At 60.0% G+C, this 17,538-nt stretch carries 13 protein-coding genes; 1 reads left to right on the plus strand and 12 read right to left on the minus strand.

Features of this window, described 5'->3' with window-relative positions:
- Positions 1–7 precede the first annotated feature (7 nt).
- The 12 genes from RIN49_RS16055 to RIN49_RS16110 all read right to left on the minus strand — a co-directional run bounded on the left by RIN49_RS16055 (position 8) and on the right by RIN49_RS16110 (position 16,309).
- Positions 8–3,124: a beta-galactosidase gene (locus RIN49_RS16055; protein ID WP_309121258.1), complete on the minus strand. Its 3,117-nt coding sequence runs from the start codon at positions 3,122–3,124 to the stop codon at positions 8–10.
- Positions 3,125–3,126: 2 nt separating this feature from the next.
- Positions 3,127–4,446 (minus strand): glycoside hydrolase family 125 protein, encoded by a 1,320-nt coding sequence (locus tag RIN49_RS16060; protein WP_309121182.1) that lies wholly within the window; start codon positions 4,444–4,446, stop codon positions 3,127–3,129.
- A gap of 24 nt (positions 4,447–4,470) precedes the next feature.
- Positions 4,471–5,388, minus strand: a complete 918-nt coding sequence (locus tag RIN49_RS16065) for a carbohydrate ABC transporter permease (protein WP_309121183.1) — start codon at positions 5,386–5,388, stop codon at positions 4,471–4,473.
- Positions 5,389–5,418: 30 nt separating this feature from the next.
- The gene (locus RIN49_RS16070) at positions 5,419–6,357 is read right to left on the minus strand and encodes an ABC transporter permease (protein WP_309121184.1); all 939 of its coding nucleotides are present in this window, start codon (positions 6,355–6,357) and stop codon (positions 5,419–5,421) included.
- 94 nt (positions 6,358–6,451) lie between these two features.
- On the minus strand, positions 6,452–7,918 hold the full coding sequence (locus tag RIN49_RS16075) for an ABC transporter substrate-binding protein (RefSeq protein WP_309121185.1): 1,467 nt from the start codon (positions 7,916–7,918) through the stop codon (positions 6,452–6,454).
- Between the two features lie 132 nt (positions 7,919–8,050).
- The gene (locus RIN49_RS16080; RefSeq protein ID WP_309121186.1) at positions 8,051–9,568 is read right to left on the minus strand and encodes a response regulator; all 1,518 of its coding nucleotides are present in this window, start codon (positions 9,566–9,568) and stop codon (positions 8,051–8,053) included.
- A complete protein-coding gene (locus RIN49_RS16085; protein WP_309121187.1) occupies positions 9,561–11,351 on the minus strand; it encodes a sensor histidine kinase in 1,791 nt (596 codons plus the stop codon). The genes RIN49_RS16080 and RIN49_RS16085 overlap by 8 nt, the downstream gene beginning before the upstream one ends.
- 139 nt (positions 11,352–11,490) lie before the next feature.
- The gene (locus RIN49_RS16090; protein WP_309121188.1) at positions 11,491–12,549 is read right to left on the minus strand and encodes a Gfo/Idh/MocA family protein; all 1,059 of its coding nucleotides are present in this window, start codon (positions 12,547–12,549) and stop codon (positions 11,491–11,493) included.
- Positions 12,550–12,642: 93 nt separating this feature from the next.
- On the minus strand, positions 12,643–13,428 hold the full coding sequence (locus tag RIN49_RS16095) for a DeoR/GlpR family DNA-binding transcription regulator (protein WP_309121189.1): 786 nt from the start codon (positions 13,426–13,428) through the stop codon (positions 12,643–12,645).
- Positions 13,429–13,528: 100 nt separating this feature from the next.
- Positions 13,529–14,461: a 1-phosphofructokinase gene (gene pfkB, locus RIN49_RS16100; RefSeq protein ID WP_309121190.1), complete on the minus strand. Its 933-nt coding sequence runs from the start codon at positions 14,459–14,461 to the stop codon at positions 13,529–13,531.
- A 6-nt stretch (positions 14,462–14,467) separates the two neighbouring features.
- Entirely contained in the window at positions 14,468–15,322 is an 855-nt protein-coding gene (gene fba / locus RIN49_RS16105; protein WP_309121191.1) for a class II fructose-1,6-bisphosphate aldolase, read from the minus strand.
- A 12-nt stretch (positions 15,323–15,334) separates the two neighbouring features.
- On the minus strand, positions 15,335–16,309 hold the full coding sequence (locus tag RIN49_RS16110; protein WP_309121192.1) for an ROK family protein: 975 nt from the start codon (positions 16,307–16,309) through the stop codon (positions 15,335–15,337).
- A gap of 164 nt (positions 16,310–16,473) precedes the next feature.
- Between RIN49_RS16110 and RIN49_RS16115 the strand changes: the two genes are divergently transcribed.
- The gene (locus RIN49_RS16115) at positions 16,474–17,517 is read left to right on the plus strand and encodes an SIS domain-containing protein (RefSeq protein ID WP_309121193.1); all 1,044 of its coding nucleotides are present in this window, start codon (positions 16,474–16,476) and stop codon (positions 17,515–17,517) included.
- Positions 17,518–17,538 lie beyond the last annotated feature (21 nt).

Raw genomic sequence — 17,538 nt, forward strand, 5'->3', positions numbered from 1 at the left:
CTCCTCTTTACTCGCCGTCAACGGCGATCGCTACTTCCTCCGGACGGTATACGGCCGTCACCCGACCGGCCGCGTCGCATGCGAAGAGCACGGAGCGCTCCTTCGCCAAGAGGAACGTGTACGTGCGGTTCGTCTCTGGATCCTTCACCTTCACGGTCGCGTCGTGCCCGAATTCCGATACGAAGATCAGGAGCGACCCTTGATCGAAGCGAAGCTTCCGACCGTATACGCCGGGAAGCCGTCCGCCTTCCAGCCATTCCAGATCGCTCCCGCACCCGGCCGCGCGCAGCGCATGCCGATACAGCGCGAGGATCGGCTCCGACCGTTCGTTCAGCTCTACCGGGAGCGGGCTCCAGACGATCCGTCCGCCGCCGAGCGGAACGTCGAGCACGCGGTCGGCCGCCGCCGGCGACGGCTCCGCCGGAACCTCCTTCCACACTTCGGCGATCCGTCGGTTGCCGAACGATACCGGGAGCGTCTTGCCCCCGACGTCGAGCGCCTCCTCCCGCAGCACGTTATTCAGGCTGCGTCGGCCCAGCGTTCGCGTCAGCCGCTCGGACGTCCGCCAGTACGCGTCGAGCCCGGCAGGGCCGGTGAGCAGCAGGACGGCGCCGGTGCGATCGGCGATGCCCGTCAGCTTGTCGAACGCGGCGTCGTCGAGATTGTGCGGACTCGGCACCATGATCAGCTTCGCGGGCGCTTGTTCCAGCGCATCCAGATGATATTCCCCTACCGCGCGGAACGGCACCTTCAACTCGTAAGCCAAGGCGCGCGTCAGACGCGTCGTGGCGTCGAACGCCAGCTTCCGATTGGAGAAGTCGTTCGAATACGGGAATACGACGGCCACATCTTCCAATCGGCGCCCCCGGAACAGCTCCCGGATCTCGTTCATGAACCGTCCGAAGTCGTACGAGACGTTCGCCTCCGGCTTCTCCGTGCCGTCGGCGCGCAAGGCGCCGATATGGGACTCGTTCGCGTTATCCATATAGAAGTTCGTGTTCCATATCCATTGTACCGCGCCGGCGCCGCCTGTGGCGAACGCATAGGCGTACTTCCGCTCGAGAATGTTCCGCAGCTCGAGCTCCGAGCGCTTGGCCCGTCCTTCCGGCGTCTCCACATACATGATCCCGGTTTCCTGGATCAAATTCGGCTTCTCCGTCGTCTTGGCGAAGATGCCGTCCCACACGAGGTGATCGTTGAGCCACCACGAATGGACCGTCGTATAATCGACCGCCTCGGCATAGAAGAACGGGGAAGGACGCTGAGCGCCCAACGCCTCGTCCTGCCCTACCGTGACGAGATGGCGCGGACACTCCGCTTTGATCGCGTCGTAGAGCTGCTTCGCCCACCGATTGTGCATCTCCATCGAAAACAACGCGTAATCGAGCCAGCGCGTCCCTCTCTTCCCTTGATGCATATCTTGGACGTCGAAGTTGATCTCTTCGGGCTCCGGCAAGCGGGCGGCGTCGAAATTCGGAAGCTGCCCCGGCGTCATGTTCCATCGCGCTTGGAGCGCTTCGACGGTGCCGTGCCGCTCCTTCAGCCATGCGGAGAACGCCTCTTGCTCGAATCGGTCGCGGCTCGACCGCGGGCCGTTCGAGAAGATGCGCGCCGGGTCGAACATGGAAGGCTCGTTGATCAAGTCCCAATCGACGTTCGTCGTATCTTTATGACGGGAGACGATCGACTGGATGAACCGCTTCTGCGCTTCCACGCTGCGCGGATCCAAATAAGGGTTGACCCCTTCCCAAGTCTCCGGCGTGAACGAGAAGAAAGTAAACGTCACTTGGAGATCATACTGCTTCGCCGTCATCAGGAAGGCGTCGATCGAGCGAAGCGCCTCCTCCGACGCATGCCCGTCGACCTGCATCACATTCCTGTACGCGGTCCAGATGCCGGTACGAATCCAATTGATCCCCGCCTTGCGCATCTGCGCCATGTCCCGATCCCACACGGCCGCGTTCGGCAAAAACAAAAACTTCCGCGCTACGTCGGACGTCATATACGTCATCCCGACGACCGGAAGCGGCTTGCCGTCCTTCTCGAAATAATCCCTTCCCGCCGTAACCGGAGAGCCTTCCGCAAGCAGCGCCTCGTCGCGTCCCCAGAAGCCTTGCCGGAGCGTACGGGTTTCCCCGTCCGCCGAGACGGCGAAGCATTCCACCCGGTAAAACCCTGGCTCGACCCCGATCGGAACCGAAATGCGGGTAATGCTCTGGCGCTCCGTCGTCGGAACGGAAAACTCCCGCCGCCACACGGGCTCCGCCGCGTTCGACGCATGCCATACGGATATGGAAAACGTCCACGCCTTCGGCTCCGGATCGCCATGTCGTCCGAGACGCTGCGTCTGCAGCGTCAGCATCGGCCGTTCGCCGGGCTCGTAAGAGGCGTAATTCGGCTTCAGCCAAAGCTCGGTCACGCCCGCCGCGCAATACCCGGCCCATTCGGCCAACGCCTCGATGCCTCCGTTCGCCCAAAACCGCGCTTCCGCCGGTTGGACGACGAACAACCAGCGTCCTCCCGCGAAATCGCCCTTCGTATGCTCCCACAGCACCGCGGGTGCGGCGACCTCGCGCCCCGCGGCGGAAATCCCCTTCAGCACCGGATACAGATGGGCGTCCATCGGACCCGCCGAACCCATCTGGTGCGGAAGGTCGCTGCTCTTAGAGACGTGGGGGACCAAGTTCCACGTATCCGCCGGCGCGAACAACGACTCCTTCCCGGCGAAGATCGGGATGTCGTCCGACGCCGCGAGGCGATGGATCGGGCTCGAATCGACGGGGAGCGTCTCGTGGATGCGCAGCTCCCGGTGATAGGCGGTCTGTTCCGGCTCCGCCGCCCACAGGCCGCTAGATTCCAGGACGGGCCGCTTGAAGGGCGCCCCGCCGACGCTGATCAGTCCGCCGCCGCGTTCGAGATACGCGAGAATGTCCTCCCAAGCCGCCTTCGGAAAATACGGCGCATGCAGCGTGACGAAGCATCCGCCGGCGGAGGCGCGAAGCGCCGCAGACAGCTCGCGCGCTCCGACCACCGTGCCGATCGCCCGCAGCGCGTCCGGATCCGGACGCGCATGCTCCGCGCCGGGAAACTCGGCGTCGTAGAAAATTATCGTATCTTTCGTCAGGCTCACAAGATCCCTTCTTTCATCGCGCGGTACACCAGCTGCGAAAACAGACTGTTGGACCAGGCGAACCATTTCCGCGTAAAGATCGACGGATCGTCCGCATGGAAGCCTTCATGCATATACCCCGTATCCGCATCCGTCGCCTCCAGCATCGCGATCATCTCCAGCTTCTCTTCCGCCGTCGTCGCCGTTAGCCCCTGCATCGACAACGCCATATGCCAGATGTAGCCGGGCGGCGTGTGCGGGCTGCCGATCCCCTTCGCCGCTTTCCCCTCGTAGTAGAACGGATTGCTCTTGCTCAGGGCGAACTTGCGCGTATTGCGGTAAATCGGATCGTCCGCCGTCGCGTAGCCGAGATACGGGATCGACATCAATCCCGGCGTGCCGGCGTCGTCCATCAGGCAGTAGTTGCCGAATCCGTCGGTTTCGTATGCGTAGATCGGTCCGAATTCCGGATGCCGATAGATGCCGTACAATTGAATCCCGTGATCCACGTCCGCCTCCAGCTTCGTCAGCTCCTTCACGAGCGCCATGTCCCGGAACACCCACTCCGCCATCTCGCGCATGTATCGCAGCGCGACCACGGCGAACATGTTGGCGGGAATGTTGTAGTGGAAATCGCAAGCGTCGTCGCTGGAGCGGAAACCGGACCAGATCATGCCCGTGTAGTTGACCGGCATCCCCAACCCGCCGTTGCGCAGCGAATCCGTCGGGATGCCGTTGTCCCGCGCGAAGCGGTACGGCGAGAGCTCGAAGTGGCGCTGCTCCGTCTTCCATACATCGACGATTCTCGACATCGCCTTCTTGAAGCTCGCGTCGAAGATGTCCGTTCTTTCGGTTTCCTGCCAATACAAATACGCCAGGCGAATCGTGAAACAGATGGAATCGAGCTCGAATTTGCGCTCCCACACCCAAGGCGACATCTCCGTCTCGTCGGTCGCGTTCCAGTGCCAATCGTTCGCCGTTTCGTTAAACGCGTTCGCATAAGGATCGATTAAAATCATCTCGATATGCCGCCGAATCAAGCCGCCGACGATCCGCTGCAGGTCCGCGTCCTGCTTCGCGAACGGAAGGTAATGCACGACCTGCTCCACGGAATCGCGGAGCCACATCGCCGGGATATCCCCCGTAATGACGAAGGTCGTTCCGTCTTCGGTTTGCTTGGTCGTGGTCGTCAGCGTGTTGGGGAAGCAGTTCAAGAACTGGCGGAGCAGCTTCGGACGGTGGGCCAGCTTCTCTTCCGCTTCTCGGCACACGGCTTGGATCGATTCGGGCAGCTGCAGCTCCGGCATCGGAATTTTCGGAAGTCTAAATTGTTCCATGTCTAATGGTTCCTCCAGGGAAAATTATTCTTTCACCGCGCCGATCGTCAAGCCTTGAATGAAATACCGTTGGAAGAACGGGTAAGCGAGCACGATCGGTCCGGTCGCCAGCACCACCATCGCCATCCGAGACGTATCCTGCGGCAGCGATTGGAGAAGTCCGGCGTTGATCGATGCGTTGGACGTGTTCTGCAGCAAGAAGGACATGCTGTTCTCGATGCGCATCAGCATCGACTGCAGCGGCACTAAGCCCGGATCGTCGATGTACAACAAAGCGTTGAACCAATCGTTCCAGTACCCCAGCGTGCTGAACAACCCGATCGTGGCCAAGCCCGGGAGCGACAACGGCAGCACCAGACTGGTGAAGATGCGGAACTCGCTCGCGCCGTCGATTTTCCCGGACTCGATAATCGCATCCGGCACCGACGTCACGAAAAACGTACGCATGATCATGATATAAAAGGCGTTAACCGCCATCGGAAGGATGAGCGCCCACACCGTATCCTTCAAGTCCAACAGCTGCGTGACGACGATGTAGGTCGGCACCAGGCCGCCGTTGAACAGCATCGTAAAGAAAGCCAAGAACGAAAAGAAGTTTCGATATTTAAAGCTCTTCCTCGAAATCGCGTACGCGAACAAGGCGATGAACGCCATGCTGACGATCGTGCCTACGACGGTCACGAAGATCGTCACTCCGTAAGATCTGAACAGCTGTTCCCCGGTCAACAAAATGTAGCGGTACGCTTCCAAACTCCATTTCTCCGGAAACAGCGAGTATCCGTTCCTAGCCAACGTGCTCTCGTCCGTGAAGGAAATAATGATGACGAACACGAAGGGGAATACGCACGCGAAAGTGAACAATCCGGCGATCGCGTGGAAGATGGCATTCCCCACGGGAGAGATCCGGTGGAAGTCGCGGTTTTTCTTGGTTACGGCCAGCATCTGATTCCTGCCCCCCTTCGGCATTGAAAGTTAAAACAGCGCATTATCTTTATTGATTTTGCGGACGATATAGTTAGACGTAATGACCAAGAGGAAGCCGATGATCGACTGGTAGAAGCCTGCGGCCGTGCTCATGCCGATTTCGCCTGTCGTGGTCAAGCCTCTATATACATACGTATCGATAACGTTCGTAACGGAATACAACGCCCCGGAATCTCTCGGCACTTGGAAGAACAGCCCGAAGTCGGCGTAGAAGATCCTGCCGATGTTGAGCAGCGTCATAATCGTCATGAGCGGAATAAGCAAGGGGATCGTAATCCTTCGGATTTGCTGCCACTTATTGGCCCCGTCGATCATGGCCGCTTCGTACAGCGACTTGTCGAAGCCGGTGATGGCCGCCAAATAAATCACGCTGCTGTATCCTACCGATTTCCATAGGTTGACGAACACGATGATGAAAGGCCAGGGCTCGGGGTCCGCATACCACTGCATCCGTTCGAGACCGAGCGCTTCCATGAGCTGATTCAAGACGCCCCGGTCGAAGCTAAGGAAACTGAATACGAAGTAACCGACGATGACCCAAGACAAGAAGTGGGGCAAAAACATGCCGGTCTGGTATACTTTCGCGAATTTTTTGTTGACGATTTCCGATAACACGATCGCCATCGCCACCGCCAATAACAATCCGAGGATAATAAAGACCACGTTATAAAACACCGTGTTCCGGGTAATGATCCACGCATCGTTCGTGCTGAATAAAAACTTGAAATTTTCGAACCCTACCCAAGCGCTGTTAAGGATGCTGGCAAGAAATCCGTCTCTGGAATAACGGTATTCCTTAAATGCGATAACCAATCCGGCCATCGGCAAATAAGAAAAAATCAAAAACCATACCGTTGCAGGCAGCACCATCAACAGCATCGCTTTATTTGCGTTCAAATCCTTGAATAATCGCCTGACGGCACTCATCGTTCACCCTCCTCGTTCCGGCTGTATCCGCGAAATCCGGCGAAACGGAGAGGGCGAATGCGCTTCACATTCGCCCCCGCCCTCGCGCTGTTCCTTATTGATTCGCGGCGCGCCATTCGTCCAATTGGCGCTGCGCTTCCTCGATGATCTTGTCGAGACCCGCGGCCTTGAATTTCTCGATCGCCTTCGGCGTAAATTCGTTCGGATCGACCGTACCCGTCATCAGAGCGGACCAGAACTCTTCCTTCACGTTCTGGACGGTCGCGATTTCCGTGCTGACGTTCGACGTATCGAAGTTGAAGCCGAGCAGCGGAGCCGGTTTGCCGGCATCGTTAAACTTTTGGAACTCTTCCCATTTGTTTTCCGGATCGGTCGGGTTCAAATACGTAAGCATGACGTTGCCCAACGAGAACGTCGGCATGTCGTAGTTTTTGGACGCGTCCAAGTTGTTCATCACGTTGTCGCTGACTTTCTCGTAGTGAACGCCCTCGATGCCGGAATCCACCAGGTTGCGAAGATACGAGTCCGTGTTCAGCAGGTTCAGGAACTGCATCGCCTTCTCCGGATACTCGGAATTCGCCGAGATCGCCTGCATGGAGCCCATGACCGACCAGTTATAGATGATCGATTCGCTGGCCGGCGTGGATACGATCGGGTATCCCAAGCTTTCCGTCCACAGATTGTCCGCGAAAGGCTGCGTCGTCGCGCGATCGACGAGCCACGTGCCGGCCGTTTGGATATCCGTCGCGGACGTCATCGTCGCGGCTTCCGCCGGAATATACCCTGCCTTGTAGTACTTGTGCATCGTCTCGAGCGCCTGCTTCATCTCCGGCGTCTCCAACAGGTTTACGATTTTGTAATCCGTCGTGTCCAGCGCCACCGCCATCGGCAGCCCTTCGATCACGTAGTCGTAAGGGACATACGGTTTGTGGTTCTTGTCGAGGGAGAGCGGCGTTACCGACGGTTCGTTTTCTTTGATCGTCTTCAGCAGCGGCTCCAAGCTTTCAAGCGAATAGACGTTTGTGTAGTCGAGGTTATACTTGTCCAAATATTGCTTGTTGAAGCGCCATACCTCTTGCGCCGGGAGCTCCTTGTTCGCCGGGATCCCGTAGTTTTTGCCGTCCACCTTCGAGCCTTCCAGGAAGGCCGGGTCCAACGTCTCGACGATCCCTTGTCCGTGTTCCTTCAACAGGTCGTCGATCGGCAGGAAGGCGCCCTTCCGCGCGTTTTGCACATAATCGAACGCCCAAGACGAAGTGAATACGATATCCATCGGCTCGCCCGCCGCCGCCATGACCTGCAGCTTTTGCGTATAGTCGCCCCAATCGATTTGGGTCATCTTCACCGTTGCGCCGATCTTTTCTTTCGTGTACTTGCTGACTTCTTCCATGACGCGATCCGTATCCTTCTGCGGAGTGCCGATCGTGTACCAAAGCAATTCTACCGGTTGTTCCGCCGTTCCTTGGGATGCGCTTCCGCCGCCGCCGCAAGCGGTTAACGCAAGCGCCGTTACGAGCAGCGAAGCGACCGTCGTCCCTAAACGCTTCTTCTTCATTGCCATCTCTTTCTCTCTCCCTTTTGCATCGCATGGATTCTTATGTGTTGCTTACCTCTTAACACTAAATCATGAAAGCATTTTCAAATAGGAATCAAACTAAAGATTCGCTGGATAAATTAAAGGAAACTGCGTACATTACGACAGTTCCCTGTACTCCGTCGGGGATAACCCGACGTATTTTTTGAATTGTTTATAGAAGTAACCGATCTCCCAATACCCGACCGACTGGGCGACCTCCTGCACCTTCTCGTTCGTTTCCTTCAGCAGCCGCTTCGACTGTTCGATCCGATAACGGTTCACGTATTCGGAAAACGTCACCTCGGTTTCCCGCAGAAACAACTGGCCTAAATACACGGGATGGACATGGTAGCGCTGCCCCATCGACTTCAACGATAAGGATTCCGCATAAGACTCGTGAATATGCTTTAGGACTTGCTGTACGATCGGACTCCGGCCGTCCTTGCGAAGCGACTCCATCATGCGGCGCGCCGCCTCTTTCACGATGCCGAGCAGCTGTTCCTTGGACGCCGCGGCGGCCGCTTTCTTGATTCCCTCGCTGTACCACGGCGGAGGCGCGCCGTGCTGCCCGGCGCGGAAGGGTCTCTGGAGTTGAATGATCATCTCCACCGCAAGGCTTTGCAAATATCCCGGGGTCATCCCTTCGAGCTGTTGGAAGCTTTCGAAATCCGCTTCGATCCGCTGCATCAGCTTCTCTTCGTCCTTGGCGAAAATCAGCTTCTCGTAGTTCATCTCCGAGGGCAGGCCGCTCGGCGCCGGGTCGCCGCCGATCGGGAGCGATGCGTAATCGAGCATCTCGCGGCGATCGTAAAGCAAGAAGTACTCTTGGGCCTTCTGGGCGTTCGCGTAGCTGCTGCGCACGTCTCCGACGTCGCGCTCTACGCTTCCGATCGCGATCCGGCATCCCCCGTACTCTTCCATTCGGCGCTGCAGCCGTTGCAGCCGTTCGAGCGCCTCCCGTTTCCCTTCCTTCGCATCGTCCGTCATGAACAGGGCGACGACGTCGCCGTTCAGATCGTGGAACGGAACCGCCGACGCATCCGGCGGCAGCAGCTCCGCAGCCGTCCGGTAGAGCGCCTCCGGATCGCCGTCCGTTCGAAGAAGGGCGACGAAGAAGCAGGCGCGGCCGATATCGATCTGCAGCAGCTCCGCGCGTTCGGCCAATTCCGCCTCCGAGATGCCGCCCGTCACCCAACGGTACATAATATTTTCCTTCAAAATGCCGATATCGCTCGTCTGCAGCTTGGGCAGCTCCTGCTCCCGATCCAGCTTCTCGACCGTATTGCGCAGCGTCGCCTGCAGCTCGTCCACGTTGATCGGCTTCAATAGATAATTTTCAATGCCCAGCACGAGACCTTCCTTCAGGTATTCGAATTCGTTATAGCCGCTTAACACGATGACCCGGATCTCGGGCCGAACGCCGCGAATGTCGCGAATCAACTCCAATCCGTTCATGAAGGGCATGGAAATATCCGTAATCAGAATGTCCGCCGGCGCCGTCCGCAGCGCCGCCGCCGCTTCTCTCCCGTTCCCGGCGCTGCCGACGATTTCGAGCCCGAGCTCCGTCCAATCCAGAATGTCGTACAACCCTTCGATAATGAAAGGTTCGTCGTCCGCAAGAAACACTTTATACATGATCGTCATGTTCTCCTTGTATCGGAATCCAAGCCGTGACCGTCGTGCCGACCCCCGGCGCGCTGTCGACCTCGAGTCGCGCGCGGTTGCCGTAGAACAATATCAGCCGCTCCAGCACGCTGCGCAGTCCGAACGATTCCGCTTCCATGTCCGGGTCGTTCAACGTCGCGCGAATCCGTTCGAGGCGATCCGGCTCGATCCCCGCGCCGTTGTCGGCGCACACGAATCGGATGTCGTCCTCATCCCGAACGGCTTGGATCGAGACGACGTTATCCGCCGCTTCGGTCCGCAGGCCGTGCACGATATAATTTTCCACGATGGGAAGGAGCGACGTGCTGATCATCTCCATCTCTCTCAGCTCCGGCTCGCAGTCGATCTCGTACCGGAACTTGTCCTTGTATCGAATCCGGAACAGCTCCAGATACAGCCGGCAATTCCCCAGCTCGTCCCGCAGCGTATGCCTCGGCTTCGGCTTCACGAAATTTCGGAACAAGGACGACATACTGTAAATCATCTCCCCGACGTCTTTGGCGCCTTGGGAGACGGCCCTCATGCGTATCACTTCCAAGGTATTATAGAGAAAATGCGGATTGACCCTCGCCTGCAGGGCCGCCATCTCCGCGTTCTTCTGCTTGATCTCCGCTTTATACACGCGGTCGATATATTTGGACAGCTCGTCCAACATCTGATTGAACGACCTTGAAATTTGACCCAGCTCGTCATCCTTCTCGTCCGGAATTCGGACCGCCATGTCGCCGGTTTCCGCCCGCCGCATGAAGCCGATGATGCGGTTGGTCCGCTTGGAGAGCCTCACGATGAACCAGGAGGACACCGCGATCGCGATTCCGATGCAGGCCAGGCCGACGATCGCTAAGCCGACTCGGACGCCTTGGGACTCCTCTGCGATCAGCGCCTTCGAGACGGCGCTTACGACCGTATATCCGCCCGCGGGGTTCGCTAACGTCGTAATATAATAATTCGCTTCGGCATCGGCATCCGGCTGCAGGGCGAACGTCACGTCTTTCGGCGTCTCCGGCGATCGATACAGCAACTTCCCGTCCGCCGCGACGACGCCGATGCTCCCCTTCGCCTCCGCCTTCTCCCCCGCCGCTCTCCGGATCGCTTCCGTATCGTACAGCAGGACCAGCTTGCCGATCGGCCGGAACGTCCGCACTTGCGTGATCGGGACGCTGACCGCGAATAAGTTCGGGTCGAATTCCCCGATCGCCTTGCGTACCCAGACGTTCGGAACGGAGACGAGCGGCACGTCGGACGCCATGAATTCGGGAATATAGGATCGCGACGCGTTGACTTCCACGCGCTTCAGGTTCCCGCTATGCCCGAGCGCATATAAAGCTTGCGTCTCTCCGCTGTATATGATCGCATGCCGCACATCCCGGTTGTCGTCGATGAAATCTTTGAAATACCTCGTCGCGTTGGGGAAGTCGAACCCCGGATATTGATGGGCGCGATTGAGCCGTTTTTGAATATAGTCTTCGTACGAGCTTGTGAGGAAAGCGGAAAAGTCGGAGTACAACGGATCGTTGCGATAGATCGACAGCATCAACGACTGCGCCTGCTCGGTTTTCGCGCGAATGACGTCGTCGACCAGCTCCATCGCCTCTTCCTGATTGTCCAGCTCGACTCGCGTGATCGATTCGGACATCACCGCGGATAACATGTAGAACAGTGTGATGACGCTCAGAACGGTCATGACGGAAAACAGGCCGATGATTTTGACGTACAGTTTTTTCTGAAAGAACGTTTTATACAAATTCTTCATTCCATATTCATCCCCCCGGATCTAAGCCCTTATTCTAGCAGATGTCCCCCTCTCCGCGGAACCGGCGGAACGACGAAGAGAGCGTTCGACGGTCCTTCGGACCCGAATGCTCTCTTCGCGACAGTATGGGATTTGATGATTAAGCCAGCGCCGGCGATTCGACTCTTTCGTTCTGCTTTCTGCACTCCTCGATGATTCTCATCACTTCCCGGGTTTGCTCGACCGCCACGAAGGACGGCCCCCCACGCGCGAAGTAATCGAAGCACTGCTCGTAGAAGTTTAACGGCGGAAACTCGTCGACGCGAACGCTCTCCTCATGCCAGACGAGGCGATCCCCGTTATCGTACGTGCGCCCGGGAGCGGCCAACTCCTGATGAACGCTCAGATTCGGCAGCTCCTCCGGCTTGACGTACCGAACGACGAACCGAGCGCCCTGCTCCGTGTATTCCAGGTTCGCGCTGCCGTACTGCCCGAGAATCGTCCACGGCGGCAGCGGTACGGCCGCGGCCATGTTGATGTCCAGATCGAGCGTGACGTCGTTCCCCGTCTCGATGACGAGCTTGACGACGTCCTCCGCGTCGCCGAGCGTCGCGATTCGCTTCATGCCGCAAGAAATTCGCTTCGCCTCGGAGCCGGCCAGACAGAGCAACTGATCGATGAAGTGGGCGCCGTAATTGTTCAGCATGCCGCCGCCGTATTTCTTCATCGACTGCCAGTCGTTCCTGCGGACATACCCGGAGGAGGCTCTCTTCATCATAAAGACCCGCCCCAGCTTGCCGCCGTCGACGATGCTCTTCGCCGCGAGAAATTCGGCGTACGTTCGATGCGGTTGGAACACCATCAACTTCCTGCCGTGCTTCTCCATCGCCTCGAGGATCGCATCCACTTCCTCCAGGCTGCCTGCCATCGGCTTCTCCAGCAGCACGTCTACGCCGCGTTCCATGGCGCGAATCGCCTGCTCCTTATGAAAGATCGTCGGCGAAGCGATCACCGCCAGGTCAATCGCTTCCGACTCCAACAGCCGATCGAAGTCTTGATACGTTCTAATGCCGTACGCCCGCTCCGCTTCGTCCAGACGTTCCGGAGAACGGTCCATGACCGCGGTAAGCGCGTACCCCTCATGCTTCGTAAGCTGCGGACAGTGATAGGACCAGCCGATTCGGCCGAGCCCGATCACCGCCGTCTTCAATGGTTTCATTCTCTCCATTCCTCCCGATCTCTCTCTAGTTCTTTAACGCCAAAGAAGGGGCCTTCGCGGTAGAGGAAACTACCGGAGGAAGGCCCCGCGCGTTCAGTAATGAATTCGGATTCGATGTTTCTCGCATGCGTCCTCGAACCACTTCTCCGGCTTCCGGTCGGTGACGATGCCCGTCACCCGATCCAGCGCGGTGATCGTGAACAGCGCCGTCCGCTGCAGCTTGCTGTGATCCAGCACCGCGTATACTTGCGCCGACCGTTCGATCAACCGCTGCGCGATGCGCGCCTCCAGCTCCGAGTGCATCGTGAACCCGTGCGTAAGCGAGACGCCGTCGACCCCGAGGAACATCTTCGCGACGTTCAGCTTCTCGATGACGCTCTCGGCCAACGGCCCGGTCAGCTCGTAGCTCTTCGACCGCATGACGCCGCCGATGACGACGACCTGAATATCTTCCGCATCCGCCAGCTCGGCGGCGATGTTGACCGCGTTGGTGACGACGGTAAGGTTCCGGCGTTCCTTCAGCTCCTTCAGCGCCTTGGCGATGAAGAAGGTGGTCGTCCCGCCCGTCAGGCAGATGACGTCCCCTTCCTCGACCAAGCCGGCCGCGGTGTCCGCGATGCGCTCCTTCTCCTGCCGGAGGAAGGAGCGCTTGTTGGCGAACGGAAGCTCCCCGGAGAGCGCCGACGAAGCGCCTTCGCTGACGGCTCCCCCGATCGTGCGGATGATCTTCCCCGCCTTCTCGAGCAAGTCCAGGTCGCGTCTCGCCGTCGCTTCCGAGCATCCCATCTCGTCGACGATTTCTTGGATGGACACTTTGCCGTTCTGTTTAATTCGCTCCAACAGCTTTAATCGGCGGCTTTCGCCCTTCGAATGCTCCATGCGCTTCTCCTTCGATGGGCCGAGCCGGCCCGCGTCTCTCCATATTCTAACAAGCGGCGGCTAGGTTGAAAAGGAGCTCGAAGCCGCGCCCGGCCTTCCGTCAACGGAACGCGGTCACTTCGACCTCGTTCAGATACTCCTCGTATCGCCGCAACTCGAGATGCCCGGCCCGATCCGACATCGCGTTCGCCGCGGCGGCCGCGGCGGCCGCGCGCAGCCGCCCCTCGGGCGAGGCGCCTCGCTCCGTCGCGTACGCCATCCCGGCGACGAACGAATCGCCGCAGCCGACCGTGTTCACCGCTTCGATCTTCGGCGGCTTCACCCGGTAGCCCTTCCCGTCGAGGAAGGCGATCGCCCCGCGCCCGCCCAGCGTGACGCAGACGGTTCCGATGCCAAGGTCCGCCAAACTCGAAGCCGCTTGCGCGACCTCGTCTTCGGAGCGAAGCTCCCGGCCGAGCCAGGCGGCCAATTCTTGTTCGTTCGGCTTGACGAAGTCGGGCTTCGCCTGCAGCGCGGCGGCGAGAGCGGCGCCGCTCGTATCCAGGTACGCCTTCGCGTTCGCCGCCCGGATCGTCTCGATCAGCTCGGCGTAGAGCGCGACGGGAACGCCTTGCGGCAAGCTGCCCGACAGGACGACGATGCTCGACGACGACGCGAGCCCATGCAGCGTCCGCTTCAATTCGGCGACGTCCGCCTCGGTCGCGACGGGGCCTTGTTCCAGCAGCTCGGTGGAGCTCCCGTCGGTCTCGTCGATAATGTTCAAGCAGATGCGGGATTCCCCCTGCGCCTGGACGAAGGCGGTCCGGATGCCGCGTTCGACCAGCCGCTCCTCGATGAAAGCGCCGTTCGCCCCGGCCGCGAAGCCGGAAGCGGCGACCTCGGCCCCCAACAGTCGAGCGACCTTGGCTACGTTATTGCCCTTGCCGCCGGGTTCGGCGATCTGCCGGCCGACGCGGTGCACGTTCCCCTTGTCGAAGCGTCCGACGTAATACGTCTTATCGATAGCGCTGTTCAGCGTGACGGTCGTGATCATCGGCGATTACGCCTTCCCGACGCAACCGCACAACTGCATCTTCTCGATGGCGAGACGCTTCACCGCCGCCTTCGCCGGCACCATGTATTTGCGCGGATCGTTCTCGTCCGGATGCGCGGCGAAGATGTCCTTGATCGCGTCGGAGAAGGCGATGCGCAGCTCGGTCGCGACGTTCATCTTCGCCATGCCGAGCGATACCGCGCGCTTCACCTGCTCCGCGGGAATGCCGGAGCCGCCGTGAAGCACGAGCGGCGCTTCGACGAGGTCGGCGATCTTCGCGATCCGATCGAAGTCGATGTTCGGCTCGCCCTTGTAGATGCCGTGCGCCGTGCCGATCGCCGGAGCCAGCGTGTGCACGCCCGTCCGCTCGATGAACGACTTGCACTCGTTCGGATCGGCCAGCAGCGCGTCCCGCTCGTCGACGACGATGTCGTCCTCGACGCCGCCGACCTTGCCGAGCTCCGCTTCCACGTTCACGCCGGCCGCTTCGGCGACTTCCATCACTTTGCGCGTACGCGCCACGTTCTCCTCGTACGGATGCATGGACGCGTCGATCATGACCGACGTGTATCCGGCCCGGATGCACTTCACGATCAAGTCGAAGTCCGTGCAATGGTCCAGATGCAGCGCGATCGGCAGCCCGGTGCGATCGGCGGCGACGCGCGCCGCGGCGGCGATGTAGTCCGGTCCGAGATGCTTCACGGTACCGACCGTGGATTGAATGATGAGCGGCGAACGCGTCTCCTCGGCGGCCTCTACGACGGCTTGCAGCATCTCGAGGGTATGCACGTTGAACGCGCCGACGGCGTACTTCCGTTGTCTTGCGGCTTGCAGCATCGAGGTCGAAGAAATAAGGGGCATGATAGGTTCCTCCTAGGTATGAAGTGCTTTCCGGTTGCGGGCGAGCGCCCATAAGGCGCTCCCGATCAACCCGGCGTCGTCGTGCAGCTCGGCGCTCTTAATCGCAAACTGGTCTTTATAGTCCTGAAGCAATCGCGACTCCAGCTCCTGCTTCATCGGAACGAACAGCGCATCGCCGGCGAGCGCGCCGCCGCCGCCGATCACGATCGCGTCCGGCGACAGCAGCGGCACCGCCCACGCAAGAGCGGCGCCGAGCGCCCGCCCCGTCCGGTCCAACACGTCCTTCGCGAGCGCATCGCCGGCGAGGCACGCCTCCGTCACGTCGACCGACCGCAGCCTCGACAAGTCCGGAAACCGTTCGGCGAGCGAGCTGCGCTCGCCCCGCTCGATCCGCGTCCGCGCCTGCCGCGCGATCCCCGTCGCGGAGACGACTGTCTCGAGGCACCCGGTCCGTCCGCAATTGCAAGGAATCGATTCGAAATGCTCGATCGGCACATGCCCGATCTCCCCGGCCATGCAGCGATGGCCGTAGAGGAGCTCGCCGTTCTGAACGAACGCCGACGCAAGGCCGGTGCCGATCGTAACGCCGAGCACATAGCGAGCGCCTCGTCCCGCGCCGGCGAGCGCCTCGCCGTATGCATACATGCGCACGTCGTTGTCGATGTACGCGGGCTTGCCCAGCCTCCGACGCATCTCGGCGGCTACCGGAACTTGGCTCCAATGCAAGTTGACGGCGCGAACGCTGACGCCCCGCTCCGGATCCGACAATCCGGGGATGCCGAGCCCGATCGCTTCCAAATCGTCCGCGGCGATCCCCGCTTCCTCTCGCAACCGTTCGATCGCGGCGCCGATGCCCTCGAGCACGGCGGCCGATCCGTTCTCCGGAGCGGTAGCGTATTTATGCCTCGCGACGACCCGTCCCGTCTCCTCGATCAGACCGCACACGACATTCGTCCCTCCGACGTCGACGCCGGCTGCATATTTCATCGTTGACCCTCCCCTCGCCCGATGAACTCCTCATGTACTTAATAATAATTTTGGAAAATGAATTTTTCAATCATTATTTTGATTGATTTTTCAATATTAATGATTAGAATGAGAGGTAGGAATGATTGGTTGGATCTCATTTTCATAGGGGAGGTACCTGATTCATGAGTTTGACTTACCAGGAAATTAAACAGCAATACGCCGCGCTGCAGCAAACCTTCGATTATATGCAGAGCAAGCGGGACGCCATCGTCTCCTTCGTTCGCGCTTCCGCCGTCTCTTCCTTCGTCTTCGCCGGCTGCGGCTCCAGCTACTGCCTGAGCGAGTCGGCCGCCTTCTCCGTCCGTCTCCGCGCCGGGCTGCCGTCGATCGCGCTCGCCGGCGGCGACCTGATGCTGAACGCGGACGCGTACGCGCCGCTGCTCGCGAACGCGCTGCTCGTCGCTCCTTCGCGCTCCGGCAGCACGAGCGAAGTCGTGGAGGCGCTGCGCCTCGTCCGGAAGGATCGCAAGGTTCCCGTCTTGGCGCTCTCCTGCGTCGAAGGCTCGCCGCTCGCAGGTGTTGCGGACTTCTCGCTCGAGCTTCCGTGGGCGTTCGACCACAGCGTCTGTCAGACGCGAACGGTCGTGAATCTGTACGTCGCGAACTTGTTGATCGCCGCCTACCTCGGCGACGACGAGGCGCTGATCGCCGACATCGGGAAGGCGATCGGCCAAGGCGAAGCATATATGGCGCGCTTCGAACAGGACATCCGCCAAGCGGCCGGCTTCGAATGGACGAACGCCGTCGTCCTCGCCGACGGCGAGCTGTACGGCCTCGCTTCGGAGGGAGCGATCGCTTTGACCGAGATCGCCAAGATGCAGGCGCATTCGCACCGCCTGCTCGACGTCCGGCACGGCCCGATGGTCACCGTCGACGCGGAGACGCTCGTCATCGCGGCGGTAACGGGCAGCGGCACGACGCATCAGCACAATCTGCTGCGCGATCTGAAGGGCCGCGGCGCCCGCGTCATCGCGTTCGCCGATCGCGCCGAGGCGGCGCCGGCGGAGCTGACGGATCTCTCGATCGTGACCGAGAGCCCGCTCGACGTCGCCGCGCAGGGCATCCCGTTCATCTTCATCCCGCAGATCGCCGCCCTGGTCGCCGCCGAGCGCAAGGGCACTAACCCCGATCAGCCCGACGGACTCGTGGCATGGGTTAAGTTGTAAGTCGCGCGCGCACCCGCCGCA

Source organism: Paenibacillus sp. (assembly GCF_031177825.1).
Taxonomy (GTDB): Bacteria; Bacillota; Bacilli; order Paenibacillales; family YIM-B00363; genus Paenibacillus_AE.

Excerpts from the sequence above, each read along its gene's own strand:
- RIN49_RS16060 (WP_309121182.1), bottom strand. The coding sequence starts at position 4,446 with ATGGAACAATTTAGACTTCCGAAAATTCCGATGCCGGAGCTGCAGCTG.
- RIN49_RS16065 (WP_309121183.1), bottom strand. The coding sequence starts at position 5,388 with ATGCTGGCCGTAACCAAGAAAAACCGCGACTTCCACCGGATCTCTCCC.
- RIN49_RS16070 (WP_309121184.1), bottom strand. The coding sequence starts at position 6,357 with ATGAGTGCCGTCAGGCGATTATTCAAGGATTTGAACGCAAATAAAGCG.
- RIN49_RS16075 (WP_309121185.1), bottom strand. The coding sequence starts at position 7,918 with ATGGCAATGAAGAAGAAGCGTTTAGGGACGACGGTCGCTTCGCTGCTC.
- RIN49_RS16080 (WP_309121186.1), bottom strand. The coding sequence starts at position 9,568 with ATGTATAAAGTGTTTCTTGCGGACGACGAACCTTTCATTATCGAAGGG.
- RIN49_RS16085 (WP_309121187.1), bottom strand. The coding sequence starts at position 11,351 with ATGAAGAATTTGTATAAAACGTTCTTTCAGAAAAAACTGTACGTCAAA.
- RIN49_RS16090 (WP_309121188.1), bottom strand. The coding sequence starts at position 12,549 with ATGAAACCATTGAAGACGGCGGTGATCGGGCTCGGCCGAATCGGCTGG.
- RIN49_RS16095 (WP_309121189.1), bottom strand. The coding sequence starts at position 13,428 with ATGGAGCATTCGAAGGGCGAAAGCCGCCGATTAAAGCTGTTGGAGCGA.
- pfkB (WP_309121190.1), bottom strand. The coding sequence starts at position 14,461 with ATGATCACGACCGTCACGCTGAACAGCGCTATCGATAAGACGTATTAC.
- fba (WP_309121191.1), bottom strand. The coding sequence starts at position 15,322 with ATGCCCCTTATTTCTTCGACCTCGATGCTGCAAGCCGCAAGACAACGG.
- RIN49_RS16110 (WP_309121192.1), bottom strand. The coding sequence starts at position 16,309 with ATGAAATATGCAGCCGGCGTCGACGTCGGAGGGACGAATGTCGTGTGC.
- RIN49_RS16115 (WP_309121193.1), top strand. The coding sequence starts at position 16,474 with ATGAGTTTGACTTACCAGGAAATTAAACAGCAATACGCCGCGCTGCAG.